Origin of the sequence: Pseudomonas sp. P108 (assembly GCF_032613195.1) — a bacterium.
Lineage (GTDB): Bacteria > Pseudomonadota > Gammaproteobacteria > Pseudomonadales > Pseudomonadaceae > Aquipseudomonas.
In genome coordinates this window covers 647,298-665,882 of sequence record NZ_CP126691.1, presented here as the reverse complement: position 1 = coordinate 665,882, position 18,585 = coordinate 647,298, and the positions used below count along the sequence as shown (strand labels likewise).

Below are 18,585 nucleotides of genomic sequence, written 5' to 3'. Positions count from 1 at the left end.
GCAGTGAGAACCTGCACACCTTTGATGTGCGGCTCTTCTAGGAAAAATACAGATTTACGTCGGAGCAATGTCAGCCACGATCCACCCGTCACCACCGCCCCCTGTAGGAGTGAGCCTGCTCGCGATAGCGGATTAACATTCAACACATGTGTTGCCTGTAACTCCGTCATCGCGAGCAGGCTCACTCCTACAAAGGAACCGTGGGATCAGCCGATCGCGTCAGCCCTTACTTCTGTTTTTCCAGCTGGTGATATTTGCCATCCTTGTCCCACTGGTAAACCACGTAGTCGGAGACTTTCAGGTCGCCCTTGGAGTCCCAGGTTTTTTCGCCCATGACGGTTTTCACCGGATTTTTCTTCAGCCAGGCCGCAGCCTCTTCGCCCTTGTTGGACTTCGCGCCGTTGAACGCGGCAGCCAGGGTCTGCACCGAAGCGTAGGCATACAGGGTGTAGCCCTCAGGCTCGGTACCGGCCTTGCGGAATGCGTCCACTACGGTCTTGCTCTCTGGCAACAGACGCGGGTCGGCGCCGAAGGTCATCAGCACGCCATCGGTGAATTGCGGGCCACCGGCGGTGGTCACCAGTTCGTCAGTCACGATGCCGTCATCGGACATGAACTTGACGTCTTTCAGGCCTTGTTCACGCAGTTGGCGAACCAGCGGGCCGGCCTCCGGGTGCAGACCGCCGAAGTAGACGACGTCGGCGCCGGCGCCACGGATCTTGGTGACGATGGTGCTGAAGTCTTTTTCACCACGGGTCAGGCCTTCGTACAACACAGGCGTTACGCCGCGCTTGACCAGTTGTGCCTTGGTGGCATCCGCCAGGCCTTGGCCGTAGGTGTCCTTATCGTGCAGTACGACGACTTTCTTGCCCTTGAGCACGTCGACGATGTAGTCGCCGGCCACGATGCCTTGCTGGTCGTCACGCCCGCACATACGGAACATGGCGCTGAGGCCACGTTCAGTGACTTGCGGGTTGGTCGAACCCGGAGTGATCGCGATGATCCCGGCTTCGTCATAGATTTCCGACGCTGGAATGGTCGAAGAGGAGCAGAAGTGACCGACCACGCCGGCGACTTTCTGGTTGGTGAGGTCCTTGGCGACCGTCACGGCCTGTTTCGGCTCGCAGGCGTCATCGCCCTTGACCAGTACGATTTTTTCCCCGTTGACGCCGCCAGCCGCGTTCACCGCGTCAGCCGCCGCCTGTGCACCCTTCATGTACTGCTCGCCAAATGCCGCGTTGGCGCCAGTCATTGGACCCGCTACACCGATTTTCACATCAGCTTGAGCAAACGCAGAAACACCCAACGCAGTAGCCACTGCGAGGGCCAGAAAGCCTTTCTTGTAAAACGTCTGGGACATGAGGTGGTGCTCCAAGGTTTTTTTTAGTTGGCACTGCGACTTCACTTCACTGAATGCTCAGAGCAAGGGCCGTGCCATCGGTTTTTTATTCTTCAAAAAGTCGCTGCTTTCTTGTTATTTCGACTGTTTCGTTCCCATTTTCATTGGGCGTGCAACCGTCTAAACCGCGGAAGGTGAAACCATTTATTTTTTCAGGCGCAACCCGCACGCGCCATCATTGCAACCGCGGCGCCAAACGACGTGCAACCAGCCTGTAACAGCCCGCGTCACCGAACTGCACACTGCTGGTGCGGGACTGCTACAACCCGCACCATTACAGGCTAGTCGCTGCATCGAAAAGCGCCGCTTCCGGCAACATATTTCAACACTCAAATCACGATGCGCAGGCACTGGCCCGCGTGATACAGCGAGAACCCGGCCTCGTACAGGCAACTGCGCAAGCCCACACCCGCCAAGGGCTGCATCGGTGCAAAGGGAATCGGCAAAGCTTGAGGGTCGCCGTGACACAAGTAATCGGCGAAGGCTTTGCCGACCACGGTGCCAGTCGTGACGCCCCGGCCGTTATAACCGGTGACGGCCACCAGTCCCGGCGCCGGTTCGAACAGGCGCATGAGGTGATCGGGGGTGAATGCGATGCGCCCGGTCCAGGTGCACTCCCATTCGACCGGCTTCAGATTGGGGAAATAGTGCTGCTGCACGCGATCGGCCCAGGCCTTGAGAAACCACGTCGGTTTCTGATTGCCGTTGCCCAGGCTACCCAGCAATAACCGCCCTTCTTTGTCGCGGCGGATGCTGCTCAGGACCTGACGCGTATCCCACGAGCCCTGCCCGCCCGGGAGGATTTCCTGCGCGGCGTCTTCGGTGAGCGGCACCGAGGCGACCTGATAGTAATAACCGGGGAAGAAGTTGCGTTTAAGCTCGGTCCAGTCCCCTTCGGTGTAGGCGTTGGAAGCGATCACCACTTGCTCGGCCAGCACCGAACCATGCTCGGTCTGCACTGACCAGTTCGCCCCCTGACGCTCAAGGCGAGTGACCGGCGAATGATCGAACATTTGCCCACCGAGACCGCTTACCGCGTTGGCCAGCCCGGTGACATAAGCCATCGGGTTGAGCGTGCCGGCGCGACGGTCGAGCAACGCAGCAGCGATTTTTTGCGTGCCGGTGGCTTGCTCGCAGGCCTTGCCGGTGAGCAATTCGACCGGCGCACCACGGCGTTTCCATTGCTGTTCACGACTGCGCAGATCCGCCTCGCCCTTGGCGTTGTGCGCCATGTGCAACGTGCCTTCGCGGCGTAACTGGCAATCGATGTTGTACTTGTCCACAAGGCTGAACACCAGTGCCGGCGCGGCCCCGAGCATGCGATTGAGTTGACTGCCCACCGCTTCGCCGAAACCGGCTTCGATCTCGTCCGGCGGGATCCACATGCCGGCGTTGACCAGCCCGACGTTACGTCCGGAACCGCCGTGCCCCGCGCGATGAGCTTCCAGCACGCAGACGCTTTTGCCTTTTTCCAACAGATGCAGCGCCGCCGACAACCCGGTGAACCCGGCGCCGATCACGCAGACATCGACTTTGACTTCGCCTTTGAGCGCGGTGTTATCCGGCCTTTGTGGCGTGAGCTTTTCCCACAGACACTCTTCGCGTAACGGCATTGCCAGACTCCAACAGAAACCTAACAAACACTGCATACCCTGTGGGAGCGAGCCTGCTCCGGGCGGCGTTCCGACGAAAGCGGTATATCAGCCAACATCTAAGTCGACTGACCCACGGTATTCGCGAGCAGGCTCGCTCCCACAAGGGGGATATCCACTTGTCAGTCGAAGGTAATGCCCTGCGCCAGCGGCAGCTCCAGCGAGTAGTTCACGGTGTTGGTCTGTCGGCGCATGTACGCGCGCCACGCATCGGAGCCCGACTCACGACCACCACCGGTTTCTTTCTCGCCACCAAACGCGCCGCCAATTTCGGCACCGCTCGGGCCGATGTTGACGTTGGCGATGCCGCAGTCGCTGCCGATCGCCGACATGAACTGCTCGGCCTCGCGTACATCAGTGGTGAAGATGCACGACGACAGGCCTTGTGGCACCGCGTTATTCAGGCGCAGCGCTTCCTGGAAATCGCTGTAACCGACCACGTACAGAATCGGCGCGAAGGTTTCGCTGCAGACCACGTCGCTCTGCTCCGGCATTTCAACGATGGCCGGCGAAACGTAATAGGCATTGGGGAATTGGTCTTCGAGCTGACGCTTGCCGCCAAACACCCGACCACCCTCGCTCAACGCCTGCTCCAGTGCGTCCTGCATGTTTTCGAAGCTGTGTTTGTCGATCAACGGGCCGACCAGATTGCCTTCCAGCGGGTTACCGATGCGCACTTTCGAGTAGGCAGCCTTGAGACGCGTGACGATTTCTTCTTTCACCGACTCATGCGCGATCAGTCGGCGCAAGGTGGTGCAGCGCTGCCCGGCAGTGCCGACGGCGCTGAACAGAATCGCGCGTACCGCCATGTCGAGGTCGGCGCTCGGGCCGAGGATCATCGCGTTGTTACCGCCCAGTTCCAGAATGCTGCGAGCGAAACGTGCGGCGACTTTCGGCGCCACTTCGCGACCCATGCGTGTGCTGCCGGTGGCGCTGATCAGCGCAACACGCGGATCATCGACCAAGGCTTCGCCAGCGTCGCGACCACCAATAATCACCTGGCAAAGATTCGCTGGGGCGTCGGTGAAGTTCTTCACTACACGATCAAACAGCGCCTGGCAGGCCAGTGCGGTCAGCGGGGTTTTCTCCGACGGTTTCCACACCACCGGGTTGCCGCAGACCAGCGCCAGCGTGGTGTTCCACGCCCACACCGCGACCGGGAAGTTGAACGCGCTGATCACCCCGACCACGCCCAGCGGATGCCAGGTTTCACGCATGTGATGGCCCGGACGCTCGGAGGCGATGGTCAAACCGTACAACTGGCGGGACAGGCCGACGGCGAAATCGCAGATGTCGATCATCTCCTGCACTTCACCGAGACCTTCCTGGGTGATCTTGCCAGCCTCCCAGGAAACCAGTTCGCCGAGATCAGCCTTGTATTCGCGCAGTACTTCACCGAATTGACGCACCAGCTCGCCACGACGCGGAGCCGGCACCTTGCGCCACTGCTCGAACGCATGATCTGCGCGACTGATGTGCTGCTCGACTTCGGCCGGGCCTTCCCAGTTGACGGCGGCAATTCGGCTGCCGTCGATCGGCGAATGCACCGGCACTTTGCCGTTCTGATAAAGGGCCGGGTTCACACCAAGACGATCAAGCAATGCGGCAACCATGGGTCACTCCTCAAGCAAAAAACTGAATGTGTGCGGCCACTGTTTCGCGACCGGGCAGGCCTTTAGTTGTAGCGTCACAATGGCAAGGCAACAAACGACCTTTACGCGAGATATCATTCCGTTTATTCATGCAGCGCTAGAAAGACAAGAAAAGGATCGGCCATGCTGAACAAACGCCACTTGCCCTCGATCACCGCGTTGCAGTGCTTCGAGGCCGTGACCCGGCACTTGAGCTTCACCCGCGCCGCCGAGGAACTGAACCTGACCCAGAGCGCGGTGAGCAAACAGGTCGCGCAGCTTGAAGAGCTGTTGCAGCATTTGTTGTTCCGTCGCGTACGCCGGCGTTTGCAGATGACCCCGGCCGGGGATTTGTACTTGGTTGAAGTACGAAAAATTCTCACCCAAGTGGAAATGTCGACCCATTACCTGCGCTCCTACGGCGGCGAGACCGAAGTCTTACGCGTATCGACGCCCTCGACCTTCGGCGCGCGCTGGCTGGTGCCGCGTTTGAAAGGCTGGCGGCTACGCCATCCTTCGATCCATCTGGATTTGTGCAACGAGCAGGAAGCCGATGATCTGCTGCAAGGGCGCAGTGATCTGGCGTTCTACTTCGGTCAGGGTTCACGGCCAGGGACTGAATGCCTGAAACTGTTCGGCGAAGAACTGGTGCCGGTGTGCGCGCCGGGCAGCCTGCCGGACACACCGTTTACTGATCCGACGCAATTGACCGATCTGGTGCTGCTGCAAAATGCCTCGCGCCCGCAGGCGTGGCACGACTGGTTCGACAGCCAGGGTTACCAGACCGAGCACAGCTACCACGGGCCGCGCTTCGAAACCTTTTATATGTGCATACGTGCTGCGCAGGTCGGCTGTGGCGTGGCGTTGTTGCCGCGATTTCTGGTGGAAGAGGAATTGGCCGACGGCAAACTGGTCATTCCCTTTGAGCATGCCATGCCCAGCACTGATGCCTATTACCTGGCGTACCCGGAGCATGCGGCGGAAGTGCCGAAGGTGCGTGATTTTGTGAAGTGGATGCTCGAACAGATCGACAGCCCGGAAATTTGACTCGATTGAAAAATGTGGGAGCGAGCCTGCTCGCGAAGAGGCCGGCACATTCAGCATCAATGTTGACTGAAATGACGCCTTCGCGAGCAGGCTCGCTCCCACAAGGGTTCTGCGGTGATTTAAAAAACTGCTGGCAATCTTCGTCCCTGATATGCGCCACTAGCGCCATTGAATGAGACCGCGCACAGGCGCGGCGCACCTGGAGACCCCGTTATGAGCGAGAGCGTGTTTGCCGATCGCATCGTGCAGAACCTGCTCGACACCGACTTCTACAAACTGACGATGATGCAGGCGGTGCTGCACAACTACCCCAACGTCGAAGTCGAATGGGAGTTCCGTTGCCGCAACAGCGAGGATCTGCGCCCGTATCTGGCCGAGATCCGTTTTCAGATCGAGCGTCTGGCCGAGCTGAGCCTGAGCGCCGATCAACTGAGTTTTCTCGAGCGGATCAGCTTCCTCAAACCGGACTTCCTGCGTTTCCTCGGGCTGTTCCGCTTCAACCTGCGCTATGTGCACACCGGCATCGAAAACGGCGAGCTGTTCATCCGTCTGCGCGGGCCGTGGCTGCACGTAATCCTCTACGAAGTGCCGTTGCTGGCGATCGTCAGCGAAGTGCGCAACCGCTATCGCTACCGCGAAACCGTGTTGGAACAGGCGCGCGAACAGCTCTATCGCAAGTTCGACTGGCTGACCGCCAACGCTTCGGCCGATGAGTTATCGCAACTGCAAGTTGCCGATTTCGGCACCCGTCGACGCTTTTCGTATGGCGTGCAGGCTGAAGTGGTGAACGTGCTCAAACACGACTTCCCCGGGCGCTTCGTCGGCACCAGCAACGTGCACCTGTCCCGCGAACTGGACATGAAACCGCTGGGCACCATGGCCCACGAATGGATCATGGCCCACCAGCAACTCGGTCCACGGCTGATCGACAGCCAGATCGCCGCACTCGATTGCTGGGTTCGCGAATACCGCGGCTTGCTGGGGATCGCCCTGACTGATTGCATCACCACCGATGCCTTCCTCGGCGATTTCGACCTGTTCTTCGCCAAGCTGTTCGACGGCCTGCGCCACGACTCCGGCGATCCTGTGGTGTGGGGCGAAAAATGCATCGCCCACTATCACAGGCTCGGCATCGACCCGATGAGCAAGACCCTGGTGTTCTCCGACAGCCTGACCCTGCCCAAGTCGCTGGAGATCTTCCGCGCGCTGCACGGTCGGATCAACGTCAGCTTCGGCATCGGCACCAACCTCACCTGTGACATTCCGGGTGTCGAACCGATGAGCATCGTGCTTAAAATGACTGCCTGCAACGGCCAACCGGTGGCGAAGATCTCCGACGAGCCAGGCAAGTCCCACTGCAAAGACCCCAATTTTGTTGCCTATTTGCGACACGTTTTCCAGGTTCCTGCCGATTCCAGTCTATCTAGCAAGGAGTGAATTCATGCAAGCCGTACAGCGTGAGATTGCTGAGCAGCTCAAGGTGCAACCGCCATTCGCCGACTACAAGGCCCTGCAGGCCGAAGTCGCCCGGCGGATTACCTTTATTCAGGATTGCCTGGTCAATTCGGGGCTCAAGACACTGGTGCTGGGCATCAGCGGCGGCGTCGATTCGCTGACCGCAGGCCTCTTGGCCCAGCGCGCGATGCGTGAACTGCGCGACCAGACCGGCGACAACAGCTACAAATTCATCGCGGTGCGCCTGCCGTACGAAACCCAGTTCGACGAGCACGACGCCCAGGCCTCGGTGGATTTCATCGCCCCGGACGAACGCCACACGGTCAACATCGGCCCAGCGGTGAAATCGCTGGCCAGTGAAGTGGCGGCGTTTGAAGGCAAGCACGCGGTGTCGGTGGACTTTGTACTCGGCAATACCAAGGCACGCATGCGTATGGTCGCCCAATACACCATCGCCGGCGCGGCGCATGGTCTGGTGATCGGCACTGATCATGCGGCGGAAGCGGTGATGGGCTTCTTCACCAAGTTCGGCGACGGCGCTTGTGATCTGGCACCGCTCAGCGGCCTGGTAAAGAATCAGGTACGCGCAATTGCGCGCAGCTTTGGCGCGCCGGAGTCGTTGGTCGAGAAAGTCCCGACGGCGGATCTGGAAGACCTGTCGCCGGGCAAACCGGACGAAGCGTCCCATGGTGTGACGTACGCCGAGATCGACGCTTTCCTGCACGGTGAGCCAGTGCGCCGGGAAGCGTTCGACATCATCGTCGCGACCTACAACAAGACTCATCACAAACGCGTGATGCCGTTCGCACCCTGAGCGGGTAAAAAACGGCAAAAACTGCCGCAGACAGCGATCCCGGTTTCGAGGATGACAATCGAAAGATCGCTGCCTGCGTCAGCTTCGCCGCGGTATCCGCAGACTCGCAATCAGTGCTTCACGCGAGTTTCAGGGGGCGCCGCGTTGACAGTCACGGTGTAGGTCTCAGACTCTGTAGTTGCATCCTTGGCTTTCAGCACATAGGTTGCGTCAGCTGCGAGGACGAACTCGCCACCCCAGATGCCATTCGCCGCAGTAAACGTTTCAATCGGCGTCGTGTTAGCACCCTCAAGCAACTCGATCTCGCCGTCTTTTGCCGTGCCGCCGATTGTCAGAGTGGTGTCGTCGGTATTCCCACCGTTTTCTACTTCCCTTTCCGAATCCGTCAGCGAAGTAATCCTTAAATCGACTTCGGGCACTTCGCTGACAATCACGGTGTGGGTCTCGGATTGTTTGCCGTCTACGTCCTCGGCTTTCAGCACATAGGTTTTACCCGCCGTGAGCTCGATATCGCCACCCCAAGTGCCATCCGCTGCCGTAAACGTTTTAATCGGAGTCGGGTTATCTCCATCCAGCAATTTGACCTCGCCGTCCTTCGCCGAGCCGGTGATCGCCAGTGTGGTGTCTGCGGTAGTCTCACCGTCTTCGATCTCGCCCCCCTCCGAATCCTTCAGCGAAGTGATCTTCACCTCGCCTTCGGACGCCTCGCTGACAATCACGGTGTGGGTCTCGGATTGTTTGCCGTCTACGTCCTCGGCTTTCAGCACATAGGTTTTACCCGCCGTGAGCTCGATTTCGCCACCCCAAGTGCCATCCGCTGCCGTAAACGTTTTAATCGGAGTCGGGCTATCTCCATCCAGCAATTTGACCTCGCCGTCCTTCGCCGAGCCGGTGATCGTCAGTGTGGTGTCTGCGGTAGTATCACCGTCTTCGATCTCGCCCTCCTCCGAATCCTTCAGCGAAGTGATCTTCACCTCGCCTTCGGAGACCTCGCCGACGGTCACGGTATAGAGGTCGGACACCGATCGATCATCCGCTCTGGCTTTCAGCGTATGGATTTTTCCCGTTGCAAGCTTGAGATCGCCGCCCCAAGTGCGGTCAGTGCCCACGCGAAACATGGCAATCGGTTCAGCGGCAGCACCGTTCAAGATCCATATCTGACCTTCCTTCCACAAGCCATTGATGCTGAGATCGGTATCTTCGGTCGAGCCGCCGTTCTCAACATTCCCATTGGAATCTTTCAACGTTTCGATGAAGGGTTTGGTCGCAACCGCATTCAAGATAAATGGATCGGTGCGCTCCTCCTCATGGGCCAGCCGATATTCGTGCCGCCCATCCGGAAGATCATCTATCAAAAAAGACAGGTCGCCCGCGTTGTTTGTCTGGCCGTTGTATTTCGGCACATCATCGATAAGGAGCTGCAGACGGGCGTCGACAGGCCCGGTGACGGTGAAGTTGGCTCTTGCGGAAAAAATCGTGCCGCCGTCGACAACGTCCTGCCCACCTGAAAACACTCTAGTGATTTTCAGGTCGGCTAAGGTCGAATTTTTGCTCTTGGCATTCATGTGGAAATCCTCTTTGCAATCGTCTGGAAAGAAGACTCATGTAAGCCCGAGTTTGAAGGAGTGGTCTACTGTCAGAAATAACAGGTAGGCGCCTGATTCGGACGAACGGTAGCTTTGCGCCGGACGCAAAAACGCCGCTGGCGATCATCGCGCAGCGGCGTTTCTTGCAATACCGGAACCCGGATTTACTTGAGGGTGACAGTGCCTTTCATCATCGAGATGTGGCCCGGGAACGAGCAGAAGAAGCCGTATTTTTCAGCGGCATCCAGCTTCGATACGTCAAAGGTCACCGAATCGGTTTCCTTGGCGCCGATGATCTTGGTGTGAGCGATGATGCGCGCGTCACCTTCCGGCAGGTAGTTCTTGTCGATACCCGCGGCCAGGCCAGCGGTGGCGATTGGCTGCATGTCCGCGTCTTTGCTGATTACCAGGTTATGGCCCATCACGTTCTTCGGCAGGCTGCCAGAGTGGGTCAGTTCGACGGTGAAGGTCTTGCAGCTCTTGTCGATCACGATTTCCTTGGTGTTGAAGGACATCTGATCGGTGGAGTCAACGGTGGTTTTACACTCGGCAGCCATCAATTGGCTGCTGGCCAGCGCCAGCAGGGATACCGCAACAACTTTGGAAAACATGGTGAATCTCCAAGGCAGGGTTAACAAAAACACGAATGGTGGAAAGACTGCCTGAAATCTTCGCAAGTTCCTATGACTTGAGTCAAAAATTGTATACAACTTTCAGACTATGACACTCATCGAGACAATCTAACGGCCAGATTCCCCGGCCGGCCCTATGATCGGCGCATCTACTGAGACGGAGTGCCTGTCATGTTCTTTAACGGTCTGTTGTGCAGTTTGCTCGCCGCTTACGCCTGTGGCGCCAGCGGTACCTTTGAATCGCCTGAACGCGAAGTTTAGGCCTTGGATCAAGGCGTGCCAGCCATTACCCTGTGACGGATTGACCCAGGAGGAAGGCATGTCTCTGAAATCCGTATGTGTATTTTGCGGTGCCAATGCAGGCACTGATCCGGCTTACACCGAAGCCGCCATTGCCCTTGGCCGAGCCCTCGCCGAGCGTAAGCTGACCTTGGTCTACGGCGGTGGTGCTGTGGGTTTGATGGGCATTGTCGCCGACGCGGCGCTGGCCGCTGGCGGCGAAGTGATCGGCATCATTCCGCAGAGCCTGATGGACAAGGAAATCGGCCACAAAAGCCTGACACGCCTGGAAGTGGTCGACGGCATGCACGCGCGCAAGGCGCGTATGGCTGAACTGAGCGATGCGTTCATCGCCTTGCCCGGCGGCCTCGGTACGCTGGAAGAATTGTTCGAAGTCTGGACCTGGGGCCAGCTCGGCTACCACGGCAAACCGTTGGGCCTGCTGGAAGTGAACGGTTTCTACAGCAAACTCACTGCATTTCTTGACCATATCGTCGGCGAAGGCTTCGTTCGTGCGCCACACCGTGACATGCTGCAAGTGAGCGAATCGCCGCAAACACTGCTCGATGCCCTGGATAACTGGAAGCCGACCGTCACGCCCAAGTGGGTCGACCAAAAACCCGGCTAACTGCCGGGCACCGATACAGGGCAGAATACGCGCCGCTCAACCTCACCTTCGACCAAGAGGAACGCCCATGGCCAAACCCAATTACTCCTTCGCCAAACGTCAACGAGACCTGGCAAAGGAACAGAAGAAAGAGGAAAAGCTTCAGCGCAAGAAACAAACCGCTGAAGAAGCAGCACTGAACCCTGAGGGTGAAGTGGCAACGGAAGATGATGTTGATGCAACCGAAGCAACTGAAACACCGAAAGATCAGGCACCCGACGCCTGAACCCCACCGGGTTTGATCATCGAATCAGACCCTGCGGATTTGTGACGGGGCTGGCGGTTTCACCGCCGGCCCTCACAGCCTTCCCAGAACCACCCCAATTTCCTTGTAGGAGTGAGCCTGCTCGCGATAGCGGTGTGTCAGTTGAAATATTTGCCGCTGACACACCGCTATCGCGAGCAGGCTCACTCCTACAGTTTGATCGGCGTTAATCCAGTGGCATTACGGTAACGCGCACTTCCGGATCATGATTGCCGCCGCCGAGTATCACCCCGCGCAACGGTGACACATCGGAAAAATCCCGCCCCCACGCCAGCGTGATGTGTTCCAGCGCCGGCTGCACATTGTTGGTCGGATCAAAGTCCACCCAGCCCAGCACCGGACAAAACACTGAAACCCAGGCATGCGACGCATCGGCGCCGATCAAGCGTGGTTGTCCCGGTGGCGGCTGCGTCAGCAGGTAACCACTGACATAGCGCGCCGCCAGCCCTCGCGAACGCACGCACGCCAGCATCAAGTGTGCGAAGTCCTGACAAACCCCGCGTCGCCGCTCCAGCACCTCCACCAGTGGTGTCGCCACTTGGGTCGCCTCGGCATCGAAGGTGAATTCGCTGAAGATCTTCTGCATCAAGTCCTGCACACCCAACAGCAACGGGCGGCCCGCCGGGAAACAGCTTTGCGAGAACTCGACGAAACTGCGTTTCAGATGCACGTACGGTGACTGAAACCGGTAGCGACAGGCTTCGAGCAACTCAGCGGACAACGGCTGGCTGCTGTAGCTCAGCGCATCGCGGGTCAACTCCCAGGCGGGTGACTGATTGAAGTCCAGCGTCGGCCGCGCCAGCACTTCAACGCTGAGTTGTGCATTGACCTGCAATTCGTCATGCGGCCGCTCAAAGGCCAGTCGGGTCAATGGATTGCCGAATACATCCAGCTCATCGCGCCGCGCTGTCGGGTCCGGGCTGATGAGCAATTGCTGTTCGGTGCAGCGCTGCCAATCGCATTTTCGCGGCCACAAGTGCGCCAGTTGCTGCGCCAGGGACACCGGGCTGTCGTAGTGGTAACAGGTGTCGTGGAAGATCTGGTATCGAGCATTCATCAGACGGACACCGTGCGCTGGCTGACGTCATCGACATGGGCGAAATGGCGCAGGGCCAGACGATCCGACACTTGCCCACTGGCCTCGGCAATCTCTTGTAGCAGATCGGCAAGGCCAGTGAGCGCGGCGCGGACGCTGGACTCCCCGAACAATGGATTCTCCAGACAGCCTAGATCGAACCGTGCCAGACGCTCGACCAGTTGCGGCAGCCCCGTTTCCCGTGGCACACCGAAATCATCGTTCAAACGTTTCAACGTACGAGTCACCAATTTCAACTGAAACAACACCGCGTGCGGGTTTTGTTCATCAAGCAGCAACAGGTCGAGCACCGGAATCAATTGCGCCACGGCCAGATAACGTGAGCGATAGGTGATGCTGCTGTTGCCCAACTCCAGCAACCACTCCAGGCCCGCCTGATCGAAAGCACCGGCGCCACGCAGAAACGCCGCGAGGCTGCTGCTGAGAAACTGCAGTCGCTCGATACGCCGGCCGATCATCAGAAAGCGCCAGCCTTCGTCGCGCGTCATGTCGTCCAAGGCAAAACCGGACAGCGCTGCCAGCGACATCACCAACCGATTGAGAAAATCCAGCAGCTCGCCGAAGTCGGGTTCGTCGGTGTCCAGTTCCATCGCCTCGCGCTGCAGCTCCACCAGCGCCTGCCAGTTCTCGCGCGAAAGCTTGCCACGCACCTGCGAGGCCGCCCACTGCAAGCGTTGCAGATTGGAGCGCAGGCTGAACGACCAGTCCTCGCCGAGCAGTGCTGCGAGCAAGCGCTCCGGCAATTCGCCTTCGTCCGGTAACAGCGTCAGTCGCTCGCCGAGATCGACCGCCGCCTGTAGCGCTTGCGGGTCATCGCCATCGACATACCGCGCGAGCATGATCCGCAGCAGTCGCGCACTGTCATCACAGCGTTCGCAGTAACGGCCGAACCAGAACAGGTTTTCCACCACCCGTGAGGGCAGATACGGGTCGCGCCGCACCAGATCGTGGACGCCGACGTTGCGTTGAGTCTTCCACTGTTCGCCGCTGGGCGGACGATCGCCCAACACCCAGGTGTCTTTGCTCGCGCCGCCGCGCTGCATCGACACCACTTCGGCATCGGCATCGGCGGCCACCCGGGTCAGGCCACCGGGCAGCACGCGATAACCATCACCACTGGCCACCGCGTACATGCGCATGCCGATTGCTCGTGGTTGCAGTTGACCGTTTTCCGCCTGCCAGATCGGCGCATGCGACAGCTGCGCCAATTCTTGCGCGACATAGGCGTAAGGGCGCGCCTGCATGCGCTCGGCAAGCGCCTGACGCTGTTTTTCACTCAGATCACGGCCGAACACAGGTGCGAAGCTTTGTGAGGGGAAGGCCGGTTTGATCAGCAGCTCGGGAAGTTTCTCCAGGGCTTGCGCCAATACCGGCGCCTCGCCGCACCACCACGTCGCGATCGACGGCAGAAGCAGTTCTTCGCCGAACAGGTATTGATTGATTCTAGGCAGAAACCCGAGCAGTCCCGGTGACTCCAGCACGCCACTGCCCAGCGCGTTGGCGACCAGTACGCGGCCCTGACGCACCGCTTCGAGCAGCCCGGGCACGCCCAGCGCAGAGTCCGTGCGCAGTTCCAGCGGATCGCAGAAATCATCATCCAGACGGCGCATGATCGCGTGTACCCGACGCAGGCCACTGAGGGTTTTCAGATAGACCGTGGCGTCGCGCACCGTCAGGTCACCGCCCTCGACCAACGGGTAACCGAGCTGGCGAGCCAGATACAGATGTTCGAAATAGCTTTCGTTGAAACGACCCGGCGTGAGCAACACCACCAGCGGTGCGTCATCGTCACACGGCGCCTGTCGCGCGAGGGTTTCCTGCAATGTGCGGAAGAAGCCGGCCAGATGCTGCACCTTCAGATCCCGGTACAACTCGGGAAAGGCACGCGACACAATGGTGCGGTTTTCCAGGGCATACCCGGCGCCCGATGGCGCTTGTGTGCGATCGGCAGTCACCCACCAACGCCCATCCGGAGTGCGCGCCAGATCCACCGCAAAAAGATGCAGGAAGGCGTTTTCCGGGGGAACGATGCCTTGGCAGGGCCAGAGAAAATTGTTGTGACCGAAGACCAGTTCAGCGGGCAGCAAGCCTTCACTGATCAACCGCTGCGGCCCGTACAAATCCGCCAGCACAGCGTTGAGCAGTCGCGCGCGCTGAGCGATGCCTGCCGACAATTGCTGCCATTCATCCGCCGCAATCACATGCGGCAACAGATCCAGCTCCCATGGCCGATCCGCGCCTTTCGGGTCGGCATAGACGTTATAAGTGACGCCGTTTTCCTGAATCTGCCGCGCCAACAAGGCTTGCCGCTGCACCAGTTGTGCCGGCGTGCTGCGCTGCAACTGATCGAACAGCCGCTGCCAATGCGGGCGCACCGCGCCACTGCCGTCGAGCAGTTCGTGATAAGTGCCCGCCGTAAGCGGGTAGCGGTCTAGCAGGTCAGGCATGGAAAGCTCGGCAGACAGCAAGGAACGGTCAGACTAACGCAGGCACATGACGCGCGGATATACGAAAAATCCGCGTGTCGCGTAGGCCTTAGAAACGTCGCAAATCGATTGTCATCGGCAGCTCGTCACTGATTTCTACATTCGGTACAGGAAGTTTCCCCGGCGTATGTCCGACGCGGAAGAACCGCGCCATACGCCGGCTCTCCGCTTCGTTGGCGTTGACCGGCAACGTCTCGTAATTGCGCCCGCCGGGATGCGCGACGTGATACTGACAACCGCCCAGCGAACGGCCCATCCAGGTGTCGAGGAGGTCGAACACCAGCGGTGCGTGTACGGGAATGGTCGGTTGCAGGCAGTTGGAAGGTTGCCACGCGCGATAACGCACACCGGCAACGAACTCGCCCACGCGCCCGGTAGGGTGCAACGGCACTGCGATGCCGTTACAGGTCAACAGATAACGCTGCGGCGGCAGGCCTTTGAGCTTGACCTGCAAACGCTCCAGCGAGGAATCGACGTAACGCACCGTACCGCCTGCCGCGCCCTCCTCGCCCAGGACATGCCACGGCTCCAGCGCCTGCCGCAACTCCAGTTCGATACCGTTGACCGCATAATCGCCGACCTTGGGAAAACGAAACTCCATATGCGCCGCAAACCATTCCGCGCGCAGCGGATAACCGGCGTTGTTCAGTTCGACGATGACGTCGGCGAAGTCCTGCTCGATAAAGTGCGGCAGCAGAAAACGGTCATGCAGTTCGGTGCCCCAGCGCGCCAGTTTCGGCGGCGCATAAGGTTCGCGCCAGAACCGTGCGACCAACGCCCGCAACAGCAACTGCTGGGCCAGACTCATCCGCGCATGGGGGGGCATTTCAAAGGCGCGCAATTCCAGCAAGCCAAGACGTCCGGTGGCGCCGTCCGGCGAATAGAGTTTGTCGATGCAGAACTCGGCACGGTGAGTGTTGCCGGTGACGTCGATCAGCAAATTGCGCAGCAGTCGATCGACCAGCCACGGCGCACATTCCTCGCCCGGTTCCGGCATCTGCGCGAAAGCGATTTCCAGTTCGTACAGCGCGTCATTGCGAGCCTCGTCGACACGCGGCGCCTGCGACGTCGGGCCAATGAACAATCCGGAAAACAGATACGACAACGACGGATGGTTGTGCCAGTAACTGATCAGGCTGCGCAGCAGATCGGGGCGACGCAGGAACGGTGAGTCTGCCGGCGTCGCACCGCCGAGAACAAAATGGTTACCGCCACCGGTGCCGGTGTGACGGCCATCAATCATGAATTTCTCGGTGGTCAGGCGGGTCTGGCGCGCCTCTTCATAGAGAAACTCGGTGCGCTCGACCAACTCGTCCCAGGTCGCCGACGGCTGCACATTCACCTCGATCACACCCGGGTCCGGGGTGATGCGGAAATTGCTCAGACGTGGATCGCTCGGCGGCTCGTAGCCTTCCAGCAACACCGGGCAATGCAGTTCTTCGGCGGTGGCTTCAATGGCCGCCACCAGTTCAAGATAATCCTCGACCCGCTCCAGCGGCGGCATGAACAAGTACAAACGCCCTTCGCGGGCCTCAGCGCAGAACGCAGTGCGGGTCAGCCAATCGGCAGATTCGTCGATTTTCGGCACGCGTTCATCAACCGTCGCGGGTTCGCTGTGACGGTTGAGCTGCGCGGCATCCGGCAGCTCGGGGAAATCCTGATTCGGATCCTGTTGATGGATAAACGGATACTCGGCGGCTTTCACCCAAGGCTGCGAACCCAGCGGCAAGCGATAGCCCAGCGGCGAATCTCCCGGCACCAAACGGCAGTGATCATCACGCAGATACCAGCGCCCGCTCTGCCATTGGTCGCCCTTGGCGGTGCGCGCCAGCGGCAACACCTGGCCAATGACTTTGTTCAGGCCTTGACTGAAGACCTTGCGCAGGCGTGCGCGCTCAAGCGGCTCTTCCAGACGCGAATCTTCGGCGCTGACATTGCTCGGCAACGTGCCCTCGCGCCATAGGTAATAGAAATTGTCTTCGTAGGCCGGGAAGACAAAACGCGTAGGTAACTTCAGGCGTTCAGCGACGCTGGCCAGAAAGCGCCCGGCCAATTCGCCATTGGCGCCGTAATCCTGCTGCTCATCGGCGATCAAAGCGTCGTTGTGCCAGATCGGCACGCCGTCGCGGCGCCAATAGCAATTGAGCGACCAGCGCGGCAGTTGCTCGCCGGGATACCACTTGCCCTGGCCAAAATGCACCAGACCTTTCGGCGCGTAATGCTTGCGCATGCGCTGGAACAGTTCGGCGGAGAGCCGGCGTTTATCCGCGCCCAACGCGGCGGTATTCCACTCGGCGCCGTCCGGATCATCGATGGAGACGAAAGTCGGCTCGCCGCCCATGGTCAGGCGTACGTCATCCGCCAGCAGGTCGGCATCGATCTGCCGGCCGAGCGCCTGAATCGCCAGCCATTGCTCATCGGTGTAAGGCTTGGTGACGCGCGGCGCCTCCCAGATCCGCTCGACCGACATTTCATGGCTGAACTCACACGCGCAAGGCTCGACCAAGCCACTGATCGGCGCCGCTGAAGATGGATCGGGACTACAGGCCAGCGGAATATGCCCTTCACCGGCAAACAGCCCTGACGTCGCATCCAGACCGATCCAGCCGGCACCCGGCAAATACACTTCGCACCAGGCGTGCAGGTCGGTGAAATCCACTTCGGTGCCGGACGGGCCGTCGAGGCTTTTCACATCGGCGGTCAGTTGAATCAGGTAGCCGGAGACGAATCGTGCGGCCAAGCCGAGGTTGCGCAGCAATTGCACCAGCAACCATGCCGAATCCCGGCAGGAACCGGAGGCATGTTCGAGGGTGTGTTCCGGTGTCTGTACGCCCGGCTCCATGCGGATCAGATAACCGATGTCTTCGCTCAGACGCTGGTTGAGCGCCACGAGAAAATCCACCGCTGGTAATGGCGTACGGTCGATGGCGTCCAGATAGGCTTTGAATTTCGGCGTCAGCGGCAGGGTTTCGAGATACGGCGCCAGCTCCTTGCGCTCATCGACCGCGTAGGCGAAGGGGATTTTCTCGGCGTAGGGTTCAAGGAAGAAGTCGAACGGATTGAACACCGCCATTTCGGCGAGCAGATCGACCTCGATGCGCAACTCATTGGTTTTCTCGGGGAACACCAGTCGGGCGAGGTAGTTGCCCTGCGGATCCTGCTGCCAGTTGATGAAATGCTGCTCGGGCGAGACTTTCAGCGCATACGACAGAATCCGCGTGCGGCTGTGGGCGGCCGGGCGCAGGCGAACGATCTGCGGGCCGAGTTCGACAGCGCGGTCGTAGCGGTAATGCGTGACGTGATGCAATGCGACATGAATCGACACGGCGTGCCTCCTGCGAGCCTAAGCGTATTCGAAAGCGCGCAAGACTTATGCCATGCACAGGCTTGGGCGCTTTCCCGGAATGCTTAGGGCAGTACAGCACCAAAATCGGGCGATGCGGGGAAATGGTTTGGGCTCATTGCACGTAAATGTTGCGAAGAGCCCCTCACCCTAGCCCTCTCCCGGAGGGAGAGGGGACTGACCGCGTTGGATGTTGGAGATACGCCGACGTGAAAGTCTTGAGTCGAACTCGG

At 59.6% G+C, this 18,585-nt stretch carries 13 protein-coding genes; 5 read left to right on the top strand and 8 right to left on the bottom strand.

Annotated features, from left to right (window positions below):
• Positions 1-226 precede the first annotated feature (226 nt).
• From QOM10_RS02795 to QOM10_RS02785, 3 genes are all read right to left on the bottom strand, one after another.
• Entirely contained in the window at positions 227-1,360 is a 1,134-nt protein-coding gene (locus QOM10_RS02795; protein ID WP_038360427.1) for an ABC transporter substrate-binding protein, read from the bottom strand.
• A 368-nt stretch (positions 1,361-1,728) separates the two neighbouring features.
• The gene (locus QOM10_RS02790) at positions 1,729-3,012 is read right to left on the bottom strand and encodes an FAD-binding oxidoreductase (RefSeq protein ID WP_316917535.1); all 1,284 of its coding nucleotides are present in this window, start codon (positions 3,010-3,012) and stop codon (positions 1,729-1,731) included.
• A 161-nt stretch (positions 3,013-3,173) separates the two neighbouring features.
• Positions 3,174-4,664, bottom strand: a complete 1,491-nt coding sequence (locus QOM10_RS02785) for an aldehyde dehydrogenase family protein (protein WP_127925630.1) — start codon at positions 4,662-4,664, stop codon at positions 3,174-3,176.
• Positions 4,665-4,826: 162 nt separating this feature from the next.
• On the opposite strand from QOM10_RS02785, the gene QOM10_RS02780 reads away from it, so the two are divergent.
• The 3 genes from QOM10_RS02780 (at position 4,827) to nadE (ending at position 7,998) form a co-directional block, all read left to right on the top strand.
• A complete protein-coding gene (locus QOM10_RS02780; RefSeq protein WP_127925629.1) occupies positions 4,827-5,729 on the top strand; it encodes a LysR family transcriptional regulator in 903 nt (300 codons plus the stop codon).
• A gap of 213 nt (positions 5,730-5,942) precedes the next feature.
• The gene (gene pncB / locus QOM10_RS02775; protein WP_123593058.1) at positions 5,943-7,166 is read left to right on the top strand and encodes a nicotinate phosphoribosyltransferase; all 1,224 of its coding nucleotides are present in this window, start codon (positions 5,943-5,945) and stop codon (positions 7,164-7,166) included.
• Positions 7,167-7,170: 4 nt separating this feature from the next.
• Positions 7,171-7,998 carry an ammonia-dependent NAD(+) synthetase gene (nadE, locus tag QOM10_RS02770; RefSeq protein ID WP_127925628.1) on the top strand — a complete coding sequence of 276 codons (828 nt, stop codon included), beginning with the start codon at positions 7,171-7,173 and terminating at the stop codon, positions 7,996-7,998.
• 110 nt (positions 7,999-8,108) lie between these two features.
• On the opposite strand, the gene QOM10_RS02765 is transcribed toward nadE, so the two are convergent.
• Together QOM10_RS02765 and azu are read right to left on the bottom strand one after the other, a co-directional pair.
• Complete coding sequence (locus QOM10_RS02765) at positions 8,109-9,563, bottom strand: hypothetical protein (RefSeq protein ID WP_127925627.1); 1,455 nt, start codon at positions 9,561-9,563, stop codon at positions 8,109-8,111.
• A gap of 185 nt (positions 9,564-9,748) precedes the next feature.
• A complete protein-coding gene (gene azu / locus QOM10_RS02760) occupies positions 9,749-10,195 on the bottom strand; it encodes an azurin (protein WP_316917534.1) in 447 nt (148 codons plus the stop codon).
• Between the two features lie 340 nt (positions 10,196-10,535).
• Between azu and QOM10_RS02755 the strand changes: the two genes are divergently transcribed.
• Both QOM10_RS02755 and QOM10_RS02750 read left to right on the top strand, forming a co-directional pair.
• On the top strand, positions 10,536-11,123 hold the full coding sequence (locus QOM10_RS02755) for a TIGR00730 family Rossman fold protein (RefSeq protein WP_064117208.1): 588 nt from the start codon (positions 10,536-10,538) through the stop codon (positions 11,121-11,123).
• Positions 11,124-11,190: 67 nt separating this feature from the next.
• Positions 11,191-11,388 carry a hypothetical protein gene (locus QOM10_RS02750; RefSeq protein ID WP_016985374.1) on the top strand — a complete coding sequence of 66 codons (198 nt, stop codon included), beginning with the start codon at positions 11,191-11,193 and terminating at the stop codon, positions 11,386-11,388.
• A gap of 205 nt (positions 11,389-11,593) precedes the next feature.
• Here QOM10_RS02750 and QOM10_RS02745 read toward each other — a convergent pair whose 3' ends face one another.
• From QOM10_RS02745 to QOM10_RS02735, 3 genes are all read right to left on the bottom strand, one after another.
• Complete coding sequence (locus tag QOM10_RS02745; RefSeq protein ID WP_316917533.1) at positions 11,594-12,484, bottom strand: transglutaminase family protein; 891 nt, start codon at positions 12,482-12,484, stop codon at positions 11,594-11,596.
• Entirely contained in the window at positions 12,484-14,970 is a 2,487-nt protein-coding gene (locus QOM10_RS02740; RefSeq protein WP_316917532.1) for a circularly permuted type 2 ATP-grasp protein, read from the bottom strand. The genes QOM10_RS02745 and QOM10_RS02740 overlap by 1 nt, the downstream gene beginning before the upstream one ends.
• Before the next feature lie 88 nt (positions 14,971-15,058).
• Complete coding sequence (locus QOM10_RS02735) at positions 15,059-18,334, bottom strand: transglutaminase family protein (protein WP_316917531.1); 3,276 nt, start codon at positions 18,332-18,334, stop codon at positions 15,059-15,061.
• Between the last annotated feature and the right edge of the window lie 251 nt (positions 18,335-18,585).

Excerpts from the sequence above, each read along its gene's own strand:
- QOM10_RS02740 (WP_316917532.1), bottom strand. The coding sequence starts at position 14,970 with ATGCCTGACCTGCTAGACCGCTACCCGCTTACGGCGGGCACTTATCAC.
- azu (WP_316917534.1), bottom strand. The coding sequence starts at position 10,195 with ATGTTTTCCAAAGTTGTTGCGGTATCCCTGCTGGCGCTGGCCAGCAGC.
- QOM10_RS02780 (WP_127925629.1), top strand. The coding sequence starts at position 4,827 with ATGCTGAACAAACGCCACTTGCCCTCGATCACCGCGTTGCAGTGCTTC.
- QOM10_RS02795 (WP_038360427.1), bottom strand. The coding sequence starts at position 1,360 with ATGTCCCAGACGTTTTACAAGAAAGGCTTTCTGGCCCTCGCAGTGGCT.
- QOM10_RS02745 (WP_316917533.1), bottom strand. The coding sequence starts at position 12,484 with ATGAATGCTCGATACCAGATCTTCCACGACACCTGTTACCACTACGAC.
- QOM10_RS02755 (WP_064117208.1), top strand. The coding sequence starts at position 10,536 with ATGTCTCTGAAATCCGTATGTGTATTTTGCGGTGCCAATGCAGGCACT.
- QOM10_RS02790 (WP_316917535.1), bottom strand. The coding sequence starts at position 3,012 with ATGCCGTTACGCGAAGAGTGTCTGTGGGAAAAGCTCACGCCACAAAGG.
- QOM10_RS02785 (WP_127925630.1), bottom strand. The coding sequence starts at position 4,664 with ATGGTTGCCGCATTGCTTGATCGTCTTGGTGTGAACCCGGCCCTTTAT.
- QOM10_RS02765 (WP_127925627.1), bottom strand. The coding sequence starts at position 9,563 with ATGAATGCCAAGAGCAAAAATTCGACCTTAGCCGACCTGAAAATCACT.
- pncB (WP_123593058.1), top strand. The coding sequence starts at position 5,943 with ATGAGCGAGAGCGTGTTTGCCGATCGCATCGTGCAGAACCTGCTCGAC.
- nadE (WP_127925628.1), top strand. The coding sequence starts at position 7,171 with ATGCAAGCCGTACAGCGTGAGATTGCTGAGCAGCTCAAGGTGCAACCG.
- QOM10_RS02750 (WP_016985374.1), top strand. The coding sequence starts at position 11,191 with ATGGCCAAACCCAATTACTCCTTCGCCAAACGTCAACGAGACCTGGCA.